22 protein-coding genes are annotated in these 23,450 nt (G+C 63.1%); 11 read left to right on the plus strand and 11 right to left on the minus strand.

From position 1 onward, the window contains the following. Nucleotides 1–149: 149 nt before the first annotated feature. From tcyN to tcyJ, 3 genes are read right to left on the minus strand one after another with little or no spacing between them, the layout of a single operon-like run. Nucleotides 150–908 (minus strand): L-cystine ABC transporter ATP-binding protein TcyN, encoded by a 759-nt coding sequence (gene tcyN, locus M1D87_RS01145; protein WP_013970435.1) that lies wholly within the window; start codon nucleotides 906–908, stop codon nucleotides 150–152. A gap of 2 nt (nucleotides 909–910) precedes the next feature. Then, entirely contained in the window at nucleotides 911–1,579 is a 669-nt protein-coding gene (gene tcyL / locus M1D87_RS01150; protein ID WP_003255849.1) for a cystine ABC transporter permease, read from the minus strand. Beyond that, a complete protein-coding gene (gene tcyJ / locus M1D87_RS01155; RefSeq protein ID WP_015268587.1) occupies nucleotides 1,576–2,370 on the minus strand; it encodes a cystine ABC transporter substrate-binding protein in 795 nt (264 codons plus the stop codon). The genes tcyL and tcyJ overlap by 4 nt, the downstream gene beginning before the upstream one ends. A gap of 391 nt (nucleotides 2,371–2,761) precedes the next feature. Between tcyJ and epsC the strand changes: the two genes are divergently transcribed. Beyond that, nucleotides 2,762–3,694: a serine O-acetyltransferase EpsC gene (gene epsC / locus M1D87_RS01160; RefSeq protein WP_039614256.1), complete on the plus strand. Its 933-nt coding sequence runs from the start codon at nucleotides 2,762–2,764 to the stop codon at nucleotides 3,692–3,694. A 334-nt stretch (nucleotides 3,695–4,028) separates the two neighbouring features. Then, the gene (gene betT / locus M1D87_RS01165; RefSeq protein ID WP_170931082.1) at nucleotides 4,029–5,990 is read left to right on the plus strand and encodes a choline transporter BetT; all 1,962 of its coding nucleotides are present in this window, start codon (nucleotides 4,029–4,031) and stop codon (nucleotides 5,988–5,990) included. A 114-nt stretch (nucleotides 5,991–6,104) separates the two neighbouring features. Here betT and tauD read toward each other — a convergent pair whose 3' ends face one another. The 4 genes from tauD to tauA are packed head-to-tail and all read right to left on the minus strand — an operon-like array spanning nucleotide 6,105 to nucleotide 9,610. After that, a complete protein-coding gene (gene tauD, locus M1D87_RS01170; protein ID WP_123085111.1) occupies nucleotides 6,105–6,938 on the minus strand; it encodes a taurine dioxygenase in 834 nt (277 codons plus the stop codon). 48 nt (nucleotides 6,939–6,986) lie between these two features. After that, the gene (gene tauC, locus M1D87_RS01175) at nucleotides 6,987–7,826 is read right to left on the minus strand and encodes a taurine ABC transporter permease TauC (RefSeq protein ID WP_023660882.1); all 840 of its coding nucleotides are present in this window, start codon (nucleotides 7,824–7,826) and stop codon (nucleotides 6,987–6,989) included. Then, nucleotides 7,823–8,611, minus strand: coding sequence for a taurine ABC transporter ATP-binding subunit (gene tauB, locus M1D87_RS01180; protein ID WP_123085096.1), 789 nt, complete (start codon nucleotides 8,609–8,611; stop codon nucleotides 7,823–7,825). The genes tauC and tauB overlap by 4 nt, the downstream gene beginning before the upstream one ends. A gap of 27 nt (nucleotides 8,612–8,638) precedes the next feature. Next, complete coding sequence (tauA, locus tag M1D87_RS01185; protein WP_123085095.1) at nucleotides 8,639–9,610, minus strand: taurine ABC transporter substrate-binding protein; 972 nt, start codon at nucleotides 9,608–9,610, stop codon at nucleotides 8,639–8,641. A 508-nt stretch (nucleotides 9,611–10,118) separates the two neighbouring features. Here tauA and M1D87_RS01190 point away from each other — a divergent pair. From M1D87_RS01190 to M1D87_RS01225, 8 genes are all read left to right on the plus strand, one after another. After that, nucleotides 10,119–11,465, plus strand: a complete 1,347-nt coding sequence (locus tag M1D87_RS01190; protein ID WP_123085094.1) for an OprD family porin — start codon at nucleotides 10,119–10,121, stop codon at nucleotides 11,463–11,465. A 168-nt stretch (nucleotides 11,466–11,633) separates the two neighbouring features. Then, nucleotides 11,634–12,272, plus strand: coding sequence for a peroxiredoxin (locus tag M1D87_RS01195; protein WP_015268594.1), 639 nt, complete (start codon nucleotides 11,634–11,636; stop codon nucleotides 12,270–12,272). Nucleotides 12,273–12,555: 283 nt separating this feature from the next. Beyond that, entirely contained in the window at nucleotides 12,556–13,149 is a 594-nt protein-coding gene (gene ssuE, locus M1D87_RS01200) for an NADPH-dependent FMN reductase (protein ID WP_024087992.1), read from the plus strand. 84 nt (nucleotides 13,150–13,233) lie between these two features. Continuing rightward, nucleotides 13,234–14,199, plus strand: a complete 966-nt coding sequence (locus M1D87_RS01205) for a sulfonate ABC transporter substrate-binding protein (RefSeq protein WP_123085093.1) — start codon at nucleotides 13,234–13,236, stop codon at nucleotides 14,197–14,199. A 58-nt stretch (nucleotides 14,200–14,257) separates the two neighbouring features. Then, nucleotides 14,258–15,406, plus strand: a complete 1,149-nt coding sequence (gene ssuD / locus M1D87_RS01210) for an FMNH2-dependent alkanesulfonate monooxygenase (RefSeq protein ID WP_123085092.1) — start codon at nucleotides 14,258–14,260, stop codon at nucleotides 15,404–15,406. Between the two features lie 10 nt (nucleotides 15,407–15,416). Beyond that, nucleotides 15,417–16,214 carry an aliphatic sulfonate ABC transporter permease SsuC gene (ssuC, locus tag M1D87_RS01215; RefSeq protein WP_003257431.1) on the plus strand — a complete coding sequence of 266 codons (798 nt, stop codon included), beginning with the start codon at nucleotides 15,417–15,419 and terminating at the stop codon, nucleotides 16,212–16,214. Next, nucleotides 16,211–17,023: an aliphatic sulfonates ABC transporter ATP-binding protein gene (gene ssuB / locus M1D87_RS01220; RefSeq protein WP_013970450.1), complete on the plus strand. Its 813-nt coding sequence runs from the start codon at nucleotides 16,211–16,213 to the stop codon at nucleotides 17,021–17,023. Before ssuC ends, ssuB begins: the two co-directional genes overlap by 4 nt. Before the next feature lie 40 nt (nucleotides 17,024–17,063). Continuing rightward, nucleotides 17,064–17,279 carry a TOBE domain-containing protein gene (locus M1D87_RS01225; protein WP_003255829.1) on the plus strand — a complete coding sequence of 72 codons (216 nt, stop codon included), beginning with the start codon at nucleotides 17,064–17,066 and terminating at the stop codon, nucleotides 17,277–17,279. Between the two features lie 139 nt (nucleotides 17,280–17,418). On the opposite strand, the gene M1D87_RS01230 is transcribed toward M1D87_RS01225, so the two are convergent. The 4 genes from M1D87_RS01230 to M1D87_RS01245 all read right to left on the minus strand — a co-directional run bounded on the left by M1D87_RS01230 (nucleotide 17,419) and on the right by M1D87_RS01245 (nucleotide 22,489). Continuing rightward, nucleotides 17,419–18,051 carry a TetR/AcrR family transcriptional regulator gene (locus M1D87_RS01230; protein WP_025337328.1) on the minus strand — a complete coding sequence of 211 codons (633 nt, stop codon included), beginning with the start codon at nucleotides 18,049–18,051 and terminating at the stop codon, nucleotides 17,419–17,421. Further along, complete coding sequence (gene gshA / locus M1D87_RS01235) at nucleotides 18,051–19,628, minus strand: glutamate--cysteine ligase (RefSeq protein WP_183596674.1); 1,578 nt, start codon at nucleotides 19,626–19,628, stop codon at nucleotides 18,051–18,053. The genes M1D87_RS01230 and gshA overlap by 1 nt, the downstream gene beginning before the upstream one ends. 153 nt (nucleotides 19,629–19,781) lie before the next feature. Continuing rightward, nucleotides 19,782–20,165, minus strand: a complete 384-nt coding sequence (locus tag M1D87_RS01240; RefSeq protein WP_003257433.1) for a PaaI family thioesterase — start codon at nucleotides 20,163–20,165, stop codon at nucleotides 19,782–19,784. Further along, a complete protein-coding gene (locus tag M1D87_RS01245) occupies nucleotides 20,165–22,489 on the minus strand; it encodes a Tex family protein (RefSeq protein ID WP_061550683.1) in 2,325 nt (774 codons plus the stop codon). Before M1D87_RS01245 ends, M1D87_RS01240 begins: the two co-directional genes overlap by 1 nt. A gap of 217 nt (nucleotides 22,490–22,706) precedes the next feature. Between M1D87_RS01245 and ompR the strand changes: the two genes are divergently transcribed. Beyond that, a complete protein-coding gene (gene ompR, locus M1D87_RS01250; RefSeq protein ID WP_012270052.1) occupies nucleotides 22,707–23,447 on the plus strand; it encodes an osmolarity response regulator transcription factor OmpR in 741 nt (246 codons plus the stop codon). Nucleotides 23,448–23,450 lie beyond the last annotated feature (3 nt).

The raw sequence follows: 23,450 nt of genomic DNA on the forward strand, positions 1-23,450 counted from the left end.
ACTCTTTGGAATATGTATAGAAGGGGGATTTTGCTGCGGATGTGCCGGCCTCTTCGCGGGCACGCCCGCTCCCACAGGTACAGCACAGATCTTGAAATCGGTGCCACACCTGTGGGAGCGGGCGTGCCCGCGAAAAGGCCGCAACAGGTTTACTCGGAGGCAGCAGTCCCCAGGAACTTGCGCAAGAACTGCCGGGTACGCTCTTCCTTCGGCGCCGCAAACAGCGCCTTGGCCTCGCCCTGTTCCACGATCACGCCCTTGTCGAAGAAGATCACCCGGTTCGCCACATCCCGGGCAAAGCTCATCTCGTGGGTAACGATGATCATGGTGCGCTTCTCCTCGGCCAGGCCGCGGATGGTCGCCAGCACTTCACCCACCAGTTCGGGGTCCAGCGCCGAGGTCGGCTCGTCGAACAGGATCACCTCCGGCTCCATTGCCAAGGCGCGGGCGATGGCCACCCGTTGTTGCTGGCCACCGGACAGGCGCCGCGGGTAAGCGTCTTCCTTGCCGGCCAGGCCGACCTTGGCCAGCAGGCGCCGGCCCAGTTCGATCGCCTGCTCGCGGGGTGTCTTCTTGACGATCACCGGCCCCTCGATCACGTTTTCCAGGGCGGTGCGATGAGGGAACAGGTTGAAGTTCTGGAACACGAACCCGGCCTGCTGGCGCAAGCGGCGAATCGCACTTTGCTGCCCACCCAGCGGGCGGTTGGCGTCGATGCTGATATCGCCAATCTGGATCTGCCCGGCATCGGGTGTTTCCAGCAGGTTCAGGCAACGCAGGAAGGTTGTCTTGCCCGAGCCGCTGGGGCCGATGATGGCCACCACTTCGCCGGGTTGTACGGTCAGGTCGATACCGTTGAGCACGGTCTGGCCTTTGAACCGCTTGGTCAGGCCTTTGACTTCAATCATGCTCAATGCTCCTGGTCATGCTGGTTGACTCGCGCTTCCATGCGGTTCTGGAAGTGCGCGAGGATGCTGCACAACACCCAGTAGATGACCGCCACCGCCACGTACATGGTGAACACTTCGAAGGTGCGTGCGGTGATCAGCTGGGCCTGGCGGAACAGCTCGGGCACCTGGATGGTTGCCGCCAGGGCAGTGTCCTTGACCAGCGAGATGAAGCTGTTGCCCAACGGCGGCAGTGCGGTGCGCAAGGCCTGGGGCAGGATCGCCCGGCGCATGGCCTGGACGCGGGTCATGCCGATACTGGCGGCGGCTTCCCACTGGCCACGGTCGATCGAGGAAATCGCCGCGCGCAGGATTTCGCAGATGTAGGCGGCCATGTTCAGCGACAGGCCGATCAGCGAAGCCGGGATCGGGTCGAGTTCGATGCCGATCTGCGGCATGCCGAAGTAGATGACGAACAGCTGCACCAGCAGCGGCGTGCCGCGGAAGAACGACACGTAGACCCGCGCCAGCCAGTTCAGGGGCAATATCTTCGACAACCGCATCAGTGCCAGGGCAAAGCCCAGCACCAGGCCGAAGAACATGCCGCCAACACTGAGCAGCACTGTATAGCCCGCGCCCTTCAGCAGGAAGGGCGCGGAGTCGACAACGAGTTGCAGGCTTTCAGCGATCATTTGGTGACATCGGCACCGAAGTATTTCTCGGACAGCTTGGCCAGCGTGCCGTCGGCCTTGAGCTTGTCCAGCGCCTTGTTGATCGCTGCCAGCAGTTCCGGTTCACCCTTGCGCAGGGCCACGCCGCTTTCCAGGCGCGAGAAGGCATCGCCGGCCAGTTCGGTGTCCTTGGCTTTTTGCGCGTATTCCAGCGCGGCCAGGCGGTCGATCAGGATGGCGTCGATGCGGCCGTTGCGCAGGTCGGCGAACTTGCTCGGGTCGTCTTCATAGGTGCGCACATCGGCTTGCGGCACGTCCTTCTTGACCCATTGCTCGTAGTTGGTGCCCAGGCCTACACCGACCTTCTTGCCTGCCAGGTCTGCGGCCTTGTGTATGTTCAGTTGCTCGGCCTTCTTCTTCAGGATCAGCGCCTGGATGCCGGAGATGGTGTAAGGCTCGGAGAAGTCATACTTCTTCTTGCGCTCTTCGGAAATGGTCACCTGGTTGATCACCACGTCCAGGCGCTTGGATTCCAGTGCGGCGAGGATGCCGTCCCACTTGGTCGGCTGCACCTTGGCCTTTACCCCCAGCTCCTTGGCCAGCAGCTCGGACAGTTCCACCTCGAAGCCGGTCAGCTTGCCGTTTTCGTCCTGGAAGCTGAACGGTGGGTAGGTGCCTTCGAGGCCGACGTTGATCACGCCTTTTTCCTGGATGGTCTTCAGCTGCTCGCCAGCGAAGGCCTGACTGAGCAGGCCGGCACCCAGCAGGAGTGCCAGGCTGGCGTTGAGTAGCGGTTTGGCGAATTTCGACATTTCAGAGCCCCGCGCTTGTTGTGTAAGTAGTGGGTGGCGACTATAGGGTCGGCTGCTTAGGCCAGGAAATACTAAAAAATTATTTTGTTATTTCCTTTTGGTTTTGCCAGGTGCTGGCTGCATTGAGGGTAGGCGAGGTTGCCTGCTCCGTCATCGCGGCTTATGCCTGACTTAGCGCAGGATGGAATAAAGCGTTGTTTTTTCCAAGGGATGGATTTGCCGTAGAGTGGATTGTATGTAGGCAGGTCCGGCCCTTTCGCGGGCTCGCCCGCTCCCACAGGTACTGCACAGGGCTTGGAATTTGTGCGGTCCCTGTGGGAGCGGGCGAGCCCGCGAAGAGGCCAGGCCTGCAAATAAAAATGAGTTTGGCCTACTCAGGCAGGAGAAAACCGTGAGCGAACAACCTTCATCCGGGCACTGGCAGTTGCAGAGCATCGTCACCGGCCTGCGCGGCGCCCGTGAACAATGGCGCACCCGCAATGGCCGCAGCAGCGGCGAGCAGGGCGGGCGTGAGCTGCCTTCGCGCGAGGCGATGCGGCACATCCTGGAGCAACTGTGCGGCGCACTGTTCCCCATGCGCCTTGGCCCGGTCGACCTGCGCGAAGAAAGCGAAGACTTCTACGTCGGCCATACGCTGGATGCCGCCCTGACCGCCTTGCTGGCCCAGGCCCGCCTGGAGCTGCGCTACGCCGCACGACAAAGCAAGGGCGAACTGGCCGGCGTCGATGCCCATGCGCTGAGCCTGGTGCAGGGATTCGCCGCCGCCCTGCCGGGCCTGCGCGTGCTGCTGGACACAGACGTGCTGGCCGCCTATCACGGCGACCCGGCTGCGCGCAGTGTCGATGAAGTGCTGCTGTGCTACCCGGGCATCCTGGCGATCATCCACCATCGCCTGGCGCACCATCTGTACCAGGCCGGCCTGCCGCTGCTGGCGCGGATCAGCTCGGAACTGGCGCATTCGGCCACTGGAATCGATATTCACCCCGGGGCGCAAATCGGCCCGAGCTTCTTCATCGACCACGGTACCGGCGTGGTGATCGGCGAAACCGCGATCATCGGCGAGCGTGTGCGCATCTACCAGGCGGTGACCCTGGGCGCCAAGCGCTTCCCCAGCGATGAATCGGGAACCCTGCACAAGGGCCTGCCACGCCACCCGATCGTCGAGGACGATGTGGTGATCTATGCGGGGGCCACGGTGCTGGGGCGGATCACCATCGGCAAAGGCTCGACCATTGGCGGTAATGTGTGGCTGACCCGCAGTGTGCCGGCCGAGAGCAACATTACCCAGGCCAACCTTCAGCTGGATTGCCAGGACAAGAACTGATCTAGCATTTCCTTGGCCTGTACCGGCCCTTTCGCGGGTAAACCCGCTCCCACAGGGACCCCACAGATCTTGAATCTTGTGCAGTACCTGTAGGAGCGGGTTTACCCGCGAAGAGGCCCGTGCAGGAGGGCACCAATCAGCGCCCCAATTCGCATTGAAATCCGATCCATGTTTAACTTGAACGCTTGTTCAATGAAAAAAACGCTGGTCCGCTGCCGGTGTTCAACAGGAGGATTCCTTTGCTGAACCCGTTCATTCCGAGCCTTACGTCATTCGACGAGGTGCGCCCCCGATGAGTGCACCGACCCCTTCCCTTGCCAATGGCAAGATCCGCATGAACCCCCCGGTGTTCTATTTCGCGGCAAGTTTCATCCTCATCTTCGGCCTCGTGGTCATTTCCTATCCGCAAGCAGCAGGCGACTGGTTGCTGGCGGCGCAGAACTGGGCGGCCAACACGGTCGGCTGGTACTACATGCTGGCGATGACGCTGTACCTGGTCTTCGTGGTGGTCACCGCCTTGTCCGGCTACGGCAAGATCAAGCTCGGTGCCGACCACGACGAACCCGAGTTCAGCTACCTGTCGTGGGCCGGCATGCTGTTCGCCGCCGGCATCAGCATCACCTTGTTCTTCTTCTGCGTTTCCGAACCCCTGACCCACATGCTGCAGCCGCCCCAGGGCGAAGCGGGCACGGCCGAGGCCGGGCGCCAGGCGATGCAGATCCTGTTCCTGCACTGGGGCCTGCATGGCTGGGGCGTGTTCGCCTTCGTCGGCATGGCCCTGGCTTACTTCGCCTATCGGCACAACCTGCCGCTGGCCCTGCGTTCGGCGTTGTACCCGTTGATCGGCAAGCGCATCAACGGGCCGATCGGTTATGCGGTGGACGGTTTCGGCATCATCGCCACGGTGTTCGGCCTGGGGGCCGACATGGGTTTTGGCGTGCTGCACCTGAACGCCGGCCTCGACTACCTGTTCGGCATCGACCACAGCCAGTGGGTGCAAGTGCTGCTCATTACCCTGATGATGGGCGCGGCGGTGGCCGTGGCGGTCGCCGGGGTGGAGAAGGGCGTGCGGGTGATGAGCGACATCAACCTGTTCCTGGCCTGCGCGCTGTTGCTGTTCGTGTTGTTCGCCGGGCCTACCCAGCACCTGTTCAACACGCTGATCCAGAACCTCGGCGACTACCTGGGTGCCTTGCCGCGCAAGAGCTTCGACGTTTATGCCTACGGCGAGAACCGCGACTGGCTGGGCGGTTGGACGGTGTTCTACTGGGCCTGGTGGATTGCCTGGGCGCCGTTCGTGGGCCTGTTCATCGCCCGCATCTCCCGTGGCCGCACCATCCGCGAGTTCGTCTTTGGCGTGCTGTTGATTCCGCTGGGCTTCACCCTGGCGTGGATGTCGATCTTCGGCAACAGCGCCCTGGACCAGGTCATCAACCACGGCATGACCGCGCTGGGCCAGTCGGCGCTGGATAACCCGTCGATGAGCCTGTACCTGCTGCTAGAGACTTACCCCTGGAGCAAGACGGTGATCGCCGTGACGGTGTTCATCAGCTTTGTGTTCTTCGTCACCTCGGCCGATTCGGGCACCGTGGTACTGTCGACCTTGTCGGCCAAGGGTGGTGATGCCGACGAGGATGGGCCGAACTGGCTGCGCATCTTCTGGGGCGCGATGACGGCGCTGATCACCAGTGCGCTGTTGTTCGCCGGCAGCATCGACTCGCTGAAGTCGGCGGTGGTGCTGACCTCGTTGCCGTTCTCGCTGATCCTGCTGTGCATGATGTGGGGGCTGCACAAGGCGTTCTACCTGGAGTCGCAACGGCAGATCGCACAGATGCATTCGCTTGCCCCGTTCGCCCAGTCACGCCGCGGCCGTGGCGGCTGGCGCCAGCGCCTGAGCCAGGCGGTGCACTTCCCGTCGCGAGATGAGGTGTACCGCTTCATGGACGACGTGGTGCGCCCGGCAATTGCCGATGTGCGTGAAGTGTTCGAGCAGAAGGGCCTGGTGCTGATTACCCAGGACGACCCGAGCCACGACAACGTCAGCCTGAAGATTGGCCATGGCGAGGAACAGCCGTTCATTTACCAGGTGCAGATGCGTGGCTACTTCACGCCATCGTTCGCCCTGGGTGGGCTGGGTACGCAGGAATTGAAGAACCGCCGCTACTACCGGGCGGAGGTGCACCTGAGCGAAGGCAGCCAGAACTATGACCTGGTCGGCTACAGCAAGGAGCAGATCATCAACGACATCCTCGACCAGTACGAACGGCACATGCAGTTCCTGCATCTGGTCCGCTAGATCGCTGGGGCCGCTTTGCGGCCCATTCGCAGCACAAGGCTGCTCCTACAAGGGATCGCGCTTCCCTGTAGGAGCAGCCTTGTGCTGCGAATGGAGGCCAAAGGCCTCCCGGTTTCAGAAGGGCGCATCCCCGAGGATGGTCGCCCGATGCATCACCCGCCGGTTCGGCCGGTAGTCATCCACCGCAAAATGCTGGGTCACGCGGTTGTCCCAGAACGCCACGTCATTCTCCTGCCACCGCCAGCGAATGCTGAACTCCGGCCGCGTTGCATGGGCGAACAGCAGTTTCAACAGTGCCTCGCTTTCCAGTTCGCCCAGCTCATTGATGCGCGTGGTGAACCCTTCATTGACGAACAACGCCTTGCGCCCGCTCACCGGATGCGTGCGCACCACCGGGTGCGACAGCGGCGGGTTGTTCCGCCGGGTTGCTTCCCAGCGCGCCAGGTCTTCCGGCGTGGTACCAAAGCGCTCCAGCGGGAACGACTTGGTGAAGTCATGGGTGGCGGTCAGCCCGTCGAGCATCTCGCGCAGCGGCGCCGACAAGGCTTCGAAGGCAGCGATGCCGCTGGCCCACAGGGTGTCGCCGCCATAGGCCGGCAACTGCTTCGCGCTGAGCAACGCGCCCAGGGCCGGGGTCGGCAAGAAGGTCACATCGGTGTGCCACACGGCGTTGTCACGCACATCGGTCACCGCCGTGTCGAGGATAAGCACCTGCGGGGTTTCCGGCACGTTGGGGTAGATCGGGTGGATGTGCAGGTCGCCGAAACGGGCGGCAAACCGCGCCTGCTGCTGCGGGTTGATCGGCTGGTCGCGGAAGAACAGCACCTGGTGCTGCAGCAGCGCCTGCTCGATGGCGTCTCGTTCTTCGACGCTGATATCGCGGCTGATGTCCACGCCGCTGATCTGGGCGCCGAGCGCCGGGCTGAGGGGGGTGATGGTCAGGCTCATGTCGGTCTCTTCAATCAGGCGCCAGGCTGCTGGCGTGGTCAACAGGATTCAGTGGCTCTGCCCGTGCCAAGGCACCAGTTTGCGTTGCAGGGCACGCAGGCTCATTTCCAGTGCGAAGGCGATCAGGGCGATCAGCAAAATCCCCAGCACCACCACATCGGTAACCAGGAACTGCGCCGCCGACTGCACCATGAAGCCCAGGCCGCTGGTGGCGGCGATCAGCTCGGCGGCCACCAGGGTCGACCAGCCAACCCCCAGGCCAATGCGGATGCCGGTGAGGATGTCGGGCAGGGCGCTGGGCAGGATCACGTGGCGGATCAGCTGGGCCTTGGTCGCGCCCAGTGACTGCGCTGCACGCAGTTTGGCCGGGTCGACAGTGCGCACGCCGGTAGCGGTGGCAATGGCGATGGGGGCGAAGATTGCCAGATAGATCAGCAGCACCTTGGACAGCTCGCCGATGCCGCACCAGATGACGATGAGCGGCAGGTAGGCCAGCGGCGGGATCGGCCGGTAGAACTCGATCAGCGGGTCGAGAATGCCGCGGGCCACGCGGTTGTAGCCGATGGCGATACCCACCGGGATGGCGGTGAGGGTAGCGGCAAGCAGGGCCACGCCGATGCGCCCCAGGCTGGCACCCAGGTGCTGCCACAGGCTGGCATCCATATAGCCTTGGGTCAGCAGGGTCCCGGCCTTGGCCAGGATGTCGGCGGGCGAGGGCAGGAATAGCGGCTCGATCCAGCCGGCCGCGGTCACCAGCCACCAGGCCAACAGCAGGCTGGCCAGGGTCAGGGTGCTGATCCAGCGGGTGGGCAGGGGGCGGCGCAGCTTGGTGGCTGGCCGGGGTTGGGTGTTGCGCTTGCCGGTGACCGGCAGGTCCAGGCTGCTCATGCGCGCTCCTGCAGGTTTTGGCGTTGAGAGAACACCCGCGCAAGTACGTGCTCGCGGGTTTCGATAAAAGCCGGGTCGGACTTGATAGCCCGCGCCGATTCACCCGCTGCGTAGCGCTGGCCGAAGTCCAGTTGCAGGCGCTCCACCACGCGCCCCGGGTTGGGCGCCAGCAGTACCAGTTCACTGGCGAGGAACACGGCTTCTTCGATGTCGTGGGTAATCAGGAACACCGGCTTGGCGGTGCGTTGCCATACCTGCAGCAACAACTCCTGCATCTGCTCGCGGGTGAAGGCATCAAGTGCGCCGAACGGTTCGTCCATCAGCAACACTCGTGGATCGGCTGCCAGCGCCCGGGCCAGGCCAACACGCTGCTTCTGGCCACCGGACAATTGCCAGATACGCCGTTCGCCAAAGCCGTCGAGGTCGACCAGGGCCAGCATTTCGCGGGCCTTGGCCTCACGCTCGGCGCGTGGCACGCCGGCCAGTTCCAGGCCGAATGCGACGTTGCCCAGCACGTTCTGCCAAGGCAGCAGCGCATCGTCCTGGAACACTACGCCGCGCTCGGCGCCGGGGCCCTGGACGGGCACGCCGTCCAGGGTTATGCGCCCGCCGCTGGGGGCGACGAAGCCTGCGATGAGGTTGAGCAGCGAGGTCTTGCCACTGCCGGAAGGGCCCAGGGCCACCAGCAGCTGGCGTGGCCCCAGGCTCAGGTTGATGTCGGCCAGCACCGGGGTTTCGGCGCCGGGGTACTGTGCGCTGATGCGCTCCAGTTCGAGCAAGGCCATGGCAGGCTCCGGTCGGTTTCTACAGGCTTAGTTGGGGAGGTACTTGGCGCTGACGTAGGGCGAGTAGTCCGGCAGCACCGCGTCGACCTTGCCTTGCTGCTTGAGGAAGGTGGCCGTGTCGGTCAGCGCCTGGGTGGTCGGTGTGCCCAATGCATTGGCCTGGTCGACGGCCAGTGGGTACACGTTGCCCTGCAGCAGCACCGGGATGTCGGCAGGCTTGGCGCCCGACAGTTTGGCCAGCTTGCTTACGTTGTCGGGGTTTGCCAGCCAGGCTTGCGGGTTCTTGCGGTAGTCGGCGTAGGCGTCGAGGGTGACCTTGGCGAAGGCCTTGACCACGTCGGGGTGCTTGGCGGCGAAGTCCTTGCGCACGATCCATGCGTCGAAGGTCGGTGCGCCTGTCTCGGCCAGCTCGCCGGAGGTGATCAGCACCTTGCCGTTTTCCTTGGCCACACCCAGGGCCGGGTCCCAGACGTAGGTGGCATCGATGTCGCCGCGCTTCCAGGCGGCAATGATTGCCGGTGGCGCCAGGTTGAGGATCTGCACCTTGGCCGGGTCGATGTTCCAGCTCTTCAGCGCGGCCAGCAGGCTGTAGTGGCCGGTGGAGACGAAAGGCACGGCGACTTTCTTGCCGACCAGGTCTTGCGGAGTCTTGATGCTGTCGCGGGCGACCAGTGCTTCACCGGCGCCAATCTGCGTAGCGATCAGGAAGGTCTCGACCGGCAGCTTGCGGGAGGCTGCGGCGGCCAGCGGGCTGGAGCCCAGGTAGCCGATCTGCACATCGCCGCTGGCTACGGCGGTGATCACGTCGGCGCCGTTATCGAATTTGCGCCAGTCGATGCTGGCCTTGCTGGCTTTTTCGTAGTTGCCATCGACCTGCGCCACCTTGGCCGGGTCGACGGTGGTCTGGTAGGCCACGGTCAGGTCAGCAGCCTGGGCCAACCAGCTGGCGCTGGCGAGGGTCAGGGCGGCGAACAGGCGCAGCGGGGCGTGCGGGATCATGGTGAACCTCTCGTCAGGCAATCGGTGTGGTGGATGACGAGAAGGCTAATTGATCTAAGAAATGCAAAATAAATAACTTTTTTGCATTAGCTTAGGAGCCAATGGTTTGAGACGCGTTAACAGGGAAACGTTGTGATTTCGCTCAATGGTGAAATCCGAGAGTGCTGCTAGGCTTTTTCGTCCCGATAGAACGATACGGAATTAGGTTATGAGCAAACGTTTGCAAATAACTATTGGTTATGAAAAACATGCTGCTTCTAACGAATAGCAGTAATAATTCCTAACATATTCCTTAAAAATCTTACCAATTCATAAAACGGTCATTTTGGATTTATAGGATTGTCATTATCCTGTAGCGCAGCTGGCGTCTTAGACCAAAGTCGCGAAACGTTTAGAAACGATTGACTTTACGGTCACGCTTTGGGACTAAATCGCCAATCCACGGTGAGCGGGGCAGCAGATCCCGCCACCAGAGATACACAAGAATTAGAACGTAGAGGAGCAAAACATGTACAAGTCCAGCCTGGCCCTGGCCGTGGCACTGGGGGTTCTCGCCCAACAAGCAGGCGCTGCCGGTTTCGTTGAAGACAGCAAACTGTCGCTCAGCTCGCGCACCATGTACTTCAACAACGACAATCGTGAAGATCACGCGAAAGCTGGTGCAGAACGCCCAGATCAGCGTGAATCCGGTCAGGGCTTCAAGCTCGACTACATCTCGGGCTTCACTGAAGGTACCGTTGGCTTTGGTGTTGATGCCCAAGCGCTGTGGGGTATTCATCTGGATGGTGGTGAGGGTTATCACAAGAGCGGTTTCTTCCCGGATGACGGCAAGGGTTCCGCAGCCCAATGGGCCCGTTTTGGTGCCAACGCCAAGGCTCGCTTCTCGAAGACCGAAGCGCATTTCGGTAGCGCGCTCGCGCCAAACCTCCCGATCCTGGTCTCCAACGATGGTCGTCTGCTGCCGCAGACCTTCGAGGGTGGCACCATCACCTCGAAGGAAATCGACAACCTGACCATCAACGCCGGTCAGCTGACCCATGCCATGGGTCGTGCCTCGAGCAACCGTACCGGTCTGTCCGTTGCGGGCGCTACCGCTGAAAGCAACAAGTTCCGCTACGGTGGCCTGGACTACAAGCTCACTCCAGACCTGACCCTGCAGTACTACTACTCGAATCTGGAAGACTTCTACAAGCAGCACTTCCTGGGTGCTACCCACGTCTTCAAGATCGCTGACGACCAGTCGTTCAAGACCGACCTGCGCTACTTCGATAGCAGCGCCGACGGCAAGAACAAGAAAGGTGGCCCAGGCGAGTACAACTTCAACAACAACGGCGGTTACGAGAAGACCGACGGTAAGATCGACAACAAGACCTGGTCCGCCATGTTCACCTACACCCTGGGTGGCCATGCGCTGATGCTCGGTCACCAGCAGGTCGGTGACGACGGCGGCTTCGTATGGCTCAACCAGGGCAGCCTGGTCAACGACAGCGGTACCTCGGAAGGCGCTGGTGGTTCCAGCTTCTACCTGTTCACCGACAGCATGATCAACCAGTTCGCTCGCGCCGGTGAGAACACCACCTTCGGTCAGTACTCCTATGACTTCGCGTCCCTGGGCGTTCCAGGCCTGAAGGCTTCGGTGGCTTACCTGCGTGGTGACGATATCCGCAACAAGTCGGGCGACGGCAGCTACAACGAATGGGAACGTGACGCGCGCGTCGACTACACCATTCAGCAGGGTACCCTCAAAGGCTTGGGCTTTAGCCTGCGTCAGGGTGTCTACCGTGGTAGCGGCGAAAGCAGCTCTGACCAGGATCAGACTCGCTTCATCGTGAACTACACTTACGCCTTCATGTAAGTTCGTGGTGTAACCAAAAGAGCCTCGCCTAGTGCGAGGCTTTTTTGTGTCTGCAATTTTGTATGCCTAACGGTTATAAATAAATCAGTATTTATTCTTTTTGTTTTTAATCGAATGCAGGCACATTGAACCCACACGGTACAGAACCCAGCACAGGAGCCGCAGCCCATGAGCCTAAAACTCGGCGATATCGCCCCCGATTTCGAACAGGATTCCAGCGAAGGCAAGATCCGCTTCCACGAGTGGCTGGGCAACAGCTGGGGGGTGTTGTTCTCTCACCCAGCCGACTTCACCCCGGTGTGCACCACCGAGCTGGGCCTGACCGCCAAGCTTAAGGACGATTTCGCCAAACGCGGGGTCAAGGCCATCGCCCTGTCGGTGGACCCGGTCGATTCGCACCACCGCTGGATCGATGACATCAACGAGACCCAGAACACCGTCGTCAACTTCCCGATCATTGCCGACGCCGACCGCAAGGTGTCTGACCTGTACGACCTGATCCACCCAAATGCCAGTGACACCCTGACCGTGCGCTCGCTGTTCGTCATCGACCCGAACAAGAAGGTGCGCCTGACCATCACCTACCCGGCCAGTACCGGGCGCAACTTCAACGAAATCTTGCGGGTGATCGACTCGCTGCAGCTGACCGACAACCACAAGGTCGCCACACCAGGTAACTGGCAGGACGGTGACGACGTGGTAATCGTGCCCTCGCTGAAGGACGAGGAAGAGATCAGGCAGCGTTTCCCCAAAGGTTACCGGGCGGTCAAACCCTATCTGCGGCTGACCCCGCAGCCCAATCGTTAAAGGATTCCTCGTTGCATTGCTCTTAGCCAAGCAGGGATATTCGGGCCGTTTCGACGGCCCTTTTTTATCCTGCTGAAACCGCGTTGGCTTCTTCGCGGGCATGCCCGCTCCCACAAAGACCTGTGCAGTTCTACGCTTTGCCACAAAACCTGTGGGAGCGGGCGTGCCCGCGAATAGGCCCTTGAAGATAAAAAAATGGAATAAACAAATGAAAAAATATGATTTCTAGATATATGCGGCGACTGCTAATGTCACCTCCAACAAAACACAAGGAAGCGCTGCAATGCTGGTCGTCTCAATCGGTGGTAGCCCCAGTACCCGTTCACGCTCCGGCGTGCTGCTGGAGCGTTCTCGCCAGTGGCTGCAGGACCGTGGCGTCGAGGTAGTGACGTTCCAGGTACGTGACTTTCCCGCCGAAGACCTGCTGCACGCCCGATTTGACAGCCCGCAGGTGCAGCACTTCCAGCAGCTGGTGGCCCAGGCCGATGGCCTGATCGTCGCCACGCCGGTGTACAAGGCCTCGTTCGCCGGTGCCCTGAAAACCTTGCTCGACCTGCTGCCCGAACGCGCCCTGGCACACAAGATCGTGTTGCCGATCGCCACCGGCGGCAGCATCGCCCACATGCTGGCGGTGGATTACGCACTGAAACCCGTGCTGTCGGCACTCAAGGCGCAAGAGACCCTGCAAGGGATCTTCGCCGACGACAGCCAGGTCGCCTACGCAGAAGGCTCCAGGCCCGCGCAGCTGGTAGCGGCGCTGGAAGAACGCCTGCAGGACGCGCTGGAAACCTTCCACGTTGCACTAGCCCGCCGGCCGCGCCCCGTGGCGCCCGGCGTATTGAACGAACGCCTGATCAGCGCTCGCTGGAGCATCTGACCGGCCCAACCCGCTTCACCACCTTACTCGCCCGACAACGAGGCAAGCAGGTGCAACCCGAACCCACTCGCACAGGAGAGCGCCATGCGCACAGTCTTCTTGCGTCGCGGTCTGGTCGCCCTGTTTGCGGCGGCTGTGTCCTTCGGCGCCATCACCCAAGCCCAGGCCGAGAGCCTGCGTATCGGTTACCAGAAATACGGCACCCTGGTGCTGCTCAAGGCCAAGGGCACGCTGGAAAAGCGCCTGGCCGAGCAGGGCGTGCAGGTGCAATGGACCGAGTTCCCCGGCGGCCCGCAGCTGCTTGAGGGGCTGAACGTCGGCTCAATCGATTTTGGCGTCACCGGTGAAACCCCGCCGGTGTTCGCCCAGGCTGCCGGTGCCGACCTGCTGTACGTCGCCTACGAGCCGCCAGCACCGCACAGCGAGGCGATCCTGGTGCCGAATGGCTCGCCGATCCAGTCGCTCAAGGACCTCAAGGGCAAGAAAGTCGCCCTCAACAAAGGCTCCAACGTTCACTACCTGCTGGTTCGCGCCCTGGAAGACGCCGGCCTGAAATACAGCGACATCCAGCCGGTGTACCTGCCCCCGGCCGACGCCCGCGCCGCCTTCGAGCGCGGCAGCGTGGACGCCTGGGTGATCTGGGACCCGTACCAGGCTGCCGCCGAGAAACAGCTTCAGGCTCATGCCCTGCGCGATGGCAAGGGCCTGGTCGACAACCATCAGTTCTACCTGGCTACCCGCAACTACGCGACCCAGCACCCGGCGGTGATCAACACACTGATCGAAGAAGTGCGTGCCGTAGGTGAATGGTCCCAGGCCAACCCACAGGAAGTGACCGACCAGGTCGCGCCGCTGCTCGGCCTGCCTGCCGACATCACTCTGACCTCGGTCAAGCGCCAAGGCTACGGTGCCGCGCCGCTCACCCCGGAAGTGGTGGCCGCGCAACAGAAGATCGCCGACACGTTCCAGGCACTGAAGCTGATTCCCAAGCCGCTGAGCATCAAGGACGTGATCTGGACACCCCCGGCCAAGGTCGCCAGTGCGCCTTGATTGATTCGCCCGCGTCGGGGCGCCGCCCTGGCTGAGCCCCCTTGAGGAGACAACTCCAATGAGCCTTAATATCTTCTGGTTTCTTCCTACCCACGGTGATGGCAAGTACCTGGGCACCTCCGATGGCGCCCGCGCGGTCGACCATGGCTACCTGCAGCAGATCGCCCAGGCGGCCGACCGGCTCGGCTTTGGTGGCGTGCTGATACCTACCGGGCGCTCCTGCGAGGACTCCTGGCTGGTCGCGGCATCGCTGATCCCGGTGACCCAGCGGCTGAAGTTCCTGGTCGCCCTGCGCCCCGGGATCATTTCGCCGACCGTGGCGGCACGCCAGGCAGCAACCCTTGATCGCCTGTCCAACGGCCGCGCGCTGTTCAACTTGGTGACCGGTGGTGACCCGGACGAGTTGGCCGGTGACGGCCTGCACCTGAACCATCAGGAACGTTATGAAGCCTCTGTAGAGTTCACCCGTATCTGGCGCAAGGTGCTGGAAGGCGAGGTGGTCGACTACGACGGCAAGCACATCCAGGTGAAGGGCGCCAAGCTGCTCTACCCGCCGATCCAGCAACCACGCCCGCCACTGTATTTCGGTGGTTCCTCCGAAGCCGCACAGGACCTGGCCGCCGAGCAGGTCGAGCTGTACCTGACCTGGGGCGAGCCGCCGAGTGCGGTCGCTGAAAAAATCGCCCAGGTGCGTGCGAAAGCCGCTGCTCAGGGTCGCGAAGTGCGCTTCGGCATCCGCCTGCACGTGATCGTGCGGGAAACCAACGAAGAAGCCTGGGCCGCTGCCGACAAGCTCATCTCGCACCTGGACGACGACACCATCGCTCGCGCCCAGGCCTCGCTGGCGCGCTTCGACTCGGTCGGCCAGCAACGCATGGCCGCCCTGCACAACGGCAACCGTGACAAGCTGGAGGTCAGCCCCAACCTGTGGGCCGGTGTCGGCCTGGTGCGTGGCGGTGCCGGTACCGCGCTGGTGGGGGATGGCCCGACCGTCGCGGCACGCGTCAAGGAATACGCCGAGCTGGGCATCGATACCTTCATCTTCTCCGGCTACCCGCATCTGGAAGAGTCGTACCGGGTGGCCGAGCTGCTGTTCCCGCACCTGGGTGTGCAACGCCCGGACCAAGCCAAGGCCGGCGGCTATGTGAGCCCGTTTGGCGAAATGGTGGCCAACGACATCCTGCCCAAGTCCGTTGCGCAGAGCTGAGGGCCAGGCCATGAGTCGTGCAACTTCCAACAACCTTGGCCAGCGTCTGGCGCCATGGGCGCTGCCGGTACTGCTGCTGGCTGCCTGGCAACTGGCGGTCAGCGCCGGCTGGCTGTCGACGCGCATTCTGCCCGCGCCCAGCGCCGTGGTCAGCGCCGGCGTCGAGCTGGTGCGCAGCGGCGAGATCTGGACCCACCTGGCCATCAGTGGCTGGCGTGCCGGGCTGGGCTTCGTCATCGGTGGCAGCATCGGCCTGGTGCTGGGCTTCATCACCGGCCTGTCGAACTGGGGCGAACGCCTGCTCGACAGCTCGGTGCAGATGATCCGCAACGTGCCGCACCTGGCGCTGATCCCGCTGGTGATCCTGTGGTTCGGTATCGACGAGTCGGCAAAGATCTTCCTGGTGGCGCTGGGCACGCTGTTCCCGATCTACCTGAACACCTATCACGGCATCCGCAACGTCGACCCGGCGCTGGTGGAAATGGCGCGCAGCTATGGCTTGTCCGGCTTCAGCCTGTTCCGCCAGGTGATCCTGCCCGGAGCATTGCCTTCGATCCTGGTAGGCGTGCGCTTTGCCCTGGGCTTCATGTGGCTGACCCTGATCGTTGCCGAAACCATTTCGGCCAATGCCGGCATTGGTTACCTGGCGATGAACGCCCGCGAGTTCCTGCAGACCGACGTGGTGGTGCTGGCCATCGTCCTGTATGCCGTGCTCGGCAAGCTTGCCGACCTCGCAGCCCGGGGCCTGGAGCGAGTGTGGCTGCGCTGGCACCCGGCCTATCAAGCGGCGAAGAAGGAGGGCGCATGACCGTACTCAAGGAACAGCCGCCACGCCTGCTGCGTGGCATCCCGCTGGCTTCCAGCGGCCTGCGCAAGACCTTTGGCCAGCGCGAAGTGCTGAAGGGGATTGAGCTGCATATACCTGCCGGCCAGTTCGTCGCGATCGTCGGCCGTAGTGGCTGCGGCAAGAGCACCTTGCTGCGCCTGCTGGCCGGTCTCGACCAGCCCACTGCAGGCCAGTTGCTGGCCGGTGCCGCGCCGCTGGAACAGGCCCGCGAAGAAACCCGCCTGATGTTCCAGGACGCGCGCCTGCTGCCATGGAAGAAGGTGATCGACAACGTTGGCCTGGGCCTGTCTGGCGACTGGCGCCCGCGTGCGCTGGAAGCGTTGGAGTCGGTTGGCCTGGCCGATCGCGCCAATGAATGGCCGGCGGCTCTGTCGGGTGGCCAGAAGCAGCGTGTGGCCCTGGCCCGGGCGCTGATTCACCAGCCGCGCCTGCTGCTGCTGGACGAGCCGCTCGGTGCGCTGGATGCATTGACCCGTATCGAGATGCAGCAACTGATCGAACGCCTGTGGCGTCAGCACGGTTTCACCGTGTTGCTGGTTACCCACGATGTCAGCGAGGCAGTCGCCGTGGCTGACCGGGTGATCCTGATCGAGGACGGCGAAGTCGGGCTCGACCTCACTGTCGACCTGGCACGGCCTCGGGCGCGTGGTTCCCACCGCCTGGCCGCGCTGGAGAGCGAAGTGCTCAACCGTGTTCTGTCGGCCCCGGGCGCTGCGCCCGAGCCGGATCCTGTAGCCCCTTTGCCCACGCAACTGCGTTGGGCGCACTGACTCACTTACCAGACTGAAGCCATAGAGAAGGAATCAAATCATGACTATCAAAGCCATCAACGTTCGCAACCAGTTCAAAGGCACCGTGAAGGAAATCCTGGAAGGCCCGGTACTGTCGGAAATCGACGTGCAGACTGCCTCGGGCATCGTCACTTCGGTCATCACCACCCGCTCTGTGCGTGAGCTGGAGCTGCAGGTGGGCAGTGAAGTGATTGCCTTCGTGAAATCGACTGAAGTGTCCATCGCCAAGCTGTGATGGGTGTTGGCCATGGGGCTGCTTTGCAGCCCTTCGCGGGCACGCCCGCTCCCACAGGTACTGCGCAGGTTTCATGTTTTGCGCGGCCCCTGTGGGAGCGGGCGTGCCCGCGAAGGGCCGCACAGCGGCCCCAATGATCTCAGCTGGAACGCTTCGCCAGAAATGGCGGTAGATACAACCCCAGATACGCCTCGAACACTCGCTTGCCTTCCTCGGCCATGCGCGGGGTGATCGCCTCATGCAGCTGCACCGACCGCGCATACACCCGGTCACTCAATTCCATGGCCAGGGCAAACACGTCCACATCCGCCGGCATCACGGGCAGATGAAAATGCTGGTCGAACAACTTGTGCATCAAGTCGCCCAGTTCCATGTCGTGCTGCCGGTCGGCCTGCACCACTTCGCTCAGGCCATGCTGGGCCAGGATCAGCTGCCGCGCCGCCGCGTCCTCGTTGTAGATATCCAGCATGCGCTGCTCGATCAGCCGTGACAGTTCGTGCCAGGTGTTGAACGCACTGCTGTCGATCGGCGCGCTCAGCGCTTCCCGAAAGGCCCGGTGCACATCGGCCGTCAACGCCTCCAGCAGCGCCGGCACACTGGCGAAGAAGTGGTACACCGACGACGGTGGTATCTGTGCGCGCTCGGCCACGCTGTAGATCGACAGGCTCGCCACCCCCAGCTCGGCCAGCAACTCGCGTGCAGCAGCCAGGATCGCCTCGATCCTGGCCTGGCTGCTGGCGCGCGGCTTGCGCGGGGTGGCAGTGCGGGTCATCAGTTGCTGATCGCCAGGATGCTGGCCTGGTAGGCGCCGACGAACAGGTCGAAGTCGCCGACTTCCTGCTGTTCCAGGCGCGACTGCTCGGCCAGCGAGTCGCGGGCGAGGGTTTCGAAGGCCTGCTGGCGTTCGACCGGCAGTGGCTGCTCGCGGAAGGTTTCGGCGTGAATACGACTCTGGCGCAGGGCGAACTTGACGAAGCTTTCGTTATGCTCGGTCATGCGCGCCAGCACTTGGGCCGACGGGGTCAGCGAGGCGTCGTCGACCTTGGCCTGCTGGGCATCCAGGGCATTGCCGTGCTCTGCACCGCCTTGCGCCTGGTCGAGCAGATCGGCCAGTGGCCGGATACGCTCGATCAGCTCGCTGGCCCAGTCCTTCAGGCCGATCGGCTGGCCATTGCGGCGCAGTTCCAGGCCCGGGCGACGGCCTTCCTTGACCACGGTCAGGAAGTTGTTGGTGCACTGGCCGCATTCGCCGTTGTCCAGTTGCGGGCTGTCTTCCAGCGCGCAGAACAGCAGGAACGCGTCGAGGAAGCGCGCCTCGGTCAGGTCGATGCCCACCGGCAGGAACGGGTTGATGTCCAGGCAACGCACTTCCACGTACTGCACGCCGCGCGAGGTCAGGGCCTGGATCGGCCGCTCGCCGGTGTAGGTGACGCGCTTGGGGCGAATGTTCGAGTAGTACTCGTTTTCGATCTGCAGGATGTTGGTGTTCAGCTGTACCCACTCGCCATCCACGTGCGTGCCGACTTCGACGTAAGGCGGGTAAGGCGTGCCCACCGCCTTGCGCAGGCTGTCGGTGTAGCTGGCCAGGTTGTTGTAGCACGGCGTGAGGCCGGCCTGGGCGTTGCTCTGGTAGCCCAGGTCGCTCATGCGCAGGCTGGTGGCGTAGGGCAGATACAAGGTTTCGGCATCCAGCTCTTCGAGCTGGTGCGGGCGGCCACGCAGGAAGCCTTTGTCCAGGGCCGGGGAGGCGCCGAACAGGTACATCAGCAGCCAGCTGTAGCGGCGGAAATTGCGGATCAGCGCGATATAGGCCGACGACTGGTAGTCGCGGTCGCTTTCTCTGCCGCCTTCTGCGGAGCGCAGCAACGGCCACAGCGCTTCGGGCAGCGAGAAGTTGTAATGGATACCGGCGATGCACTGCATGGTGCGGCCGTAGCGCAGGGCCAAGCCCTTGCGGTAGACGTGCTTGAGCTTGCCGATGTTCGAGCTGCCGTACTCGGCGATCGGGATGTCCTCCTCGGCCGGCAGCGTGCAGGGCATCGACGGGCTCCACAGGTATTCGTCGCCCAGCTTGCTGTAGACGAAACGGTGGGTCTCTTCGAGGCTTTCCAGCACCTTGGCCGGGTCGGGAAGGGCCGGAGTGATGAACTCCAGCAGCGACTCGGAATAATCGGTGGTGATCTGCTCGTTGGTCAGCGCCGATCCCAGGGCTTGCGGATGCGGGGTCTGGGCCAGGCGACCTTCGTCGGTCACGCGCAGACATTCGCGCTCAATACCGTGCAGGCACTGCTTGAGCAGGGGAAGATTGGCGCCGAGCAGGCTCAGGCGGCGGTTGAGGAGGTCGCTCAAGATGTATTCCTTCACGCGTCAGTCGCCCCAATATGGGGGTAGAGATAACGGTCTACAAGGGTAGGAAGAAAGGAACTGGCGTTGTCGCCTGGTTAACGCGGATCCAGCAGTGCCAGCGCACTGCTGAAAATACCGCAGATAATGCTTGGTGAGCTAGAGAACCGCGAAGGTTCCTTGCGCTTTCGCCACCAGCTTGTCGCCCTGAACTACGTCGGCGTCGACCACCAGGGTGCGCCGCCCGGCGTGCAGCACGCGGGCGGTGCACAGCACCTCGCCGTCACTGACGGCGCGCATGTAGTTGATCTTGCACTCGATGGTGACGCTTTGCTGGTCGAAGCCATGGCTGGCCGAGCAGGCCAGGCCCATGGCGATGTCCACCAGGCTGAAGATCGCCCCGCCGTGCAGCTTCTGGCCACGGTTGCGCAAGTGTGGCTCGAGCGCCAGGGCTACCTCGGCAACACCTGTCTCCAGGCGTTGCAGGCGGCAGCCGAGGAGCTGGCTGAAGGCGCTTTCGACGTATTCGCGTGGAACGTCCATCACTTCTTCTTCAGCTGCTTGGCGTTGGCGAACAGGGCTGCCATGGCGTTGTTGGCCGGTGCTGCGGTGGCGGTTTCGCGCTGGCGCGGCGCCTGCTGCTGGCGGTTGCCGCCATTGCCACGGTTACCGCCGCGGTTGCCATCGACCTTCTCGCCAGGGGTGTCGCTCATGCGCATGGACAGGCCGACACGCTTGCGCGGGATGTCCACTTCCATGACCTTGACCTTGACCACGTCGCCGGCCTTGACCGCTTCACGCGGGTCCTTGATGAACTTCTCCGACAGCGCCGAAATGTGCACCAGGCCGTCCTGGTGCACGCCGATGTCGACGAAGGCGCCGAAGTTGGTGACGTTGGTCACCACGCCTTCGAGGATCATGCCCGGTTCCAGGTCCTTGAGATCCTCGACGCCGTCCTGGAAGGTGGCGGTCTTGAACTCGGGGCGTGGGTCGCGGCCAGGCTTGTCCAGTTCCTGCAGGATGTCGGTGACGGTCGGCAGGCCGAAGGTTTCATCGGTAAATTTCTTCGGGTCCAGGCGCTTGAGGAAGCTGCTGTCACCGATCAGCGAGCGGATGTCACGGCCGGTATCGGCGGCAATCCGTTGCACCAGCGGGTAGGCCTCGGGGTGCACCGCGGAGGCATCCAGCGGGTTGTCGCCGTTCATCACACGCAGGAAGCCGGCGGCCTGTTCGAAGGTTTTCTCACCCAGGCGGCTGACCTTTTTCAGTGCCGCGCGAGTGGCGAACGGGCCGTTGGCATCGCGGTGGGCGACGATGTTCTGCGCCAGGGTAGCGTTAAGGCCGGAGATGCGCGTCAGCAGGGCCACGGAGGCGGTGTTAACGTCCACGCCCACGGCGTTCACGCAGTCCTCGACCACGGCGTCCAGGCCGCGCGCCAGTTTCAGCTGAGACACGTCATGCTGGTACTGGCCGACACCGATGGATTTCGGGTCGATCTTCACCAGCTCGGCCAGCGGGTCCTGCAGGCGGCGGGCAATCGACACGGCGCCACGGATCGACACGTCCAGGTCCGGGAATTCGCGGGCGGCCAGTTCCGATGCGGAATACACCGAAGCGCCGGCCTCGGAAACCATGATCTTGGTGATCTTCAGCGCTGGGTACTTCTTGACCAGCTCCGCCACCAGCTTGTCGCTTTCGCGGCTGGCGGTGCCGTTGCCGATGGCGATCAGCTCCACCGAGTGCTTGGCGCACAGCGCAGCCATGATCGAAATGGTGCGGTCCCAGTCGTTCTTCGGCGCGTGCGGGTAGACCGTGGTGTGGTCCAGCAACTTGCCTGTGGCATCGACCACGGCGATCTTGCAGCCGGTACGCAGGCCCGGGTCGAAGCCCAGGGTGGCGCGCGGGCCGGCGGGGGCGGCCAGCAGCAGGTCGTGCAGGTTGTGGGCGAACACATTGATCGCCTCGCCTTCGGCGTTGTCGCGCAGCTCGCCGAACAGGTCGGTTTCCAGGTGGGTGTAGAGCTTGACCTTCCAGGTCCAGCGCACCACTTCACCCAGCCACTTGTCGGCCGGGCGGTTGCGGTTCTCGATGCCGACGTGGTTGCCGATCATCAATTCGCACGGGTGCAAGGTGCCGGGCAGTTCTTCGCCCACCTTCAGCGAGGCGCTCAGCACGCCTTCGTTACGCCCGCGGAAAATTGCCAGGGCGCGGTGCGACGGGGCGTTGCGCAGCAGTTCGTCATGGGCGAAGTAGTCACGGAACTTGGCGCCTTCCTCTTCCTTGCCAGGCACGACGCGGGCGCTGAGCACCGACTCCTGCTTGAGGAAGCTGCGCAGTTTGTCGAGCAGGGCGGCGTCCTCGGCGAAGCGCTCCATGAGGATGTACTTGGCGCCTTCCAGCGCGGCCTTGACGTCGGCCACGCCCTTGTCGGCGTTGACGAAGCGTGCGGCTTCGCTTTCCGGGGCAAGGTCTGGGTTGTTGAACAGGCCGTCGGCCAGCTCGCCGAGGCCGGCTTCCAGGGCGATCTGGCCCTTGGTGCGGCGCTTCTGCTTGTACGGCAGGTACAGGTCTTCGAGGCGGGTCTTGGTATCGGCCAGCTTGATCTCGCGGGCCAGTGCCGGGGTCAGCTTGCCCTGCTCCTCGATGCTGGCCAGGATGCTGGCACGGCGCTCGTCGAGTTCGCGCAGGTAGCGCAGGCGCTCTTCCAGATGGCGCAGCTGGGTGTCGTCCAGGCTACCGGTCACTTCCTTGCGGTAGCGGGCGATGAAGGGCACGGTCGAGCCTTCGTCCAACAGGCCCACGGCCGCCTCGACCTGCTGGGGGCGTACGCCCAGTTCCTCGGCGATACGGCTGTTGATGCTGTCCATGTAAACCACCTGACATTTGTGAATACGGGGGTCGCCTGTGGGCCTGTCGCCCGGCGGCGCTGGATGAAAGCCGCGCATTATACCCATCGCAAACGGCTTGCGGTGATGGCGCCCGGCCAGCCGGAACTGGCGCCGGGGGAAAAATCTGCTAACAATGCTCACGCAACGTGCAGCAATGGCTACGCCATAATGCGCGGCGATATCAGAGGAGTTATTCATGACCGGCACGCCAAACACCGCTGAAGGTGACAAGATTCTCATCGTCGACGACGACCCGGGGCTGAGCAGCCTGCTGGAACGTTTCTTCACCAGCAAGGGCTACCGTGCCCGTGCGGTGCCCAACACCGAGCAGATGGACCGCCTGCTGCAGCGTGAGGTGTTCAACCTGGTGGTGCTCGACCTGATGCTGCCCGGCGAGGATGGCCTGTCGGCGTGCAAGCGCCTGCGCCAGCAGAACAACCAGATCCCGATCATCATGCTCACCGCCAAGGGTGACGAGCTCAGCCGTATCAAGGGCTTGGAGCTGGGTGCAGACGACTACCTGGGCAAGCCGTTCAACCCGGACGAGCTGATGGCCCGGGTCAAGGCCGTGCTGCGCCGCCAGGCACCGAGCGTGCCGGGTGCGCCGGGTAGCGAAGACGAGTCGGTCACCTTCGGCGACTACGAGCTGTCGCTGGCCACCCGCGAACTCAAGCGTGGCGACGAAGTGCACATGCTCACTACCGGCGAGTTCGCCGTGCTCAAGGCGCTGGTGATGCACGCGCGCGAGCCGCTGACCCGCGACAAGCTGATGAACCTGGCGCGTGGCCGTGAATGGGATGCGCTGGAACGCTCCATCGACGTGCAGATCTCGCGTCTGCGCCGCATGATCGAGCCGGACCCGTCCAAGCCGCGTTATATCCAGACCGTGTGGGGCGTGGGCTACGTGTTCGTGCCGGACGGAAACGCCGGTAAATGATGC

The organism is Pseudomonas sp. SA233 (assembly GCF_054792385.1).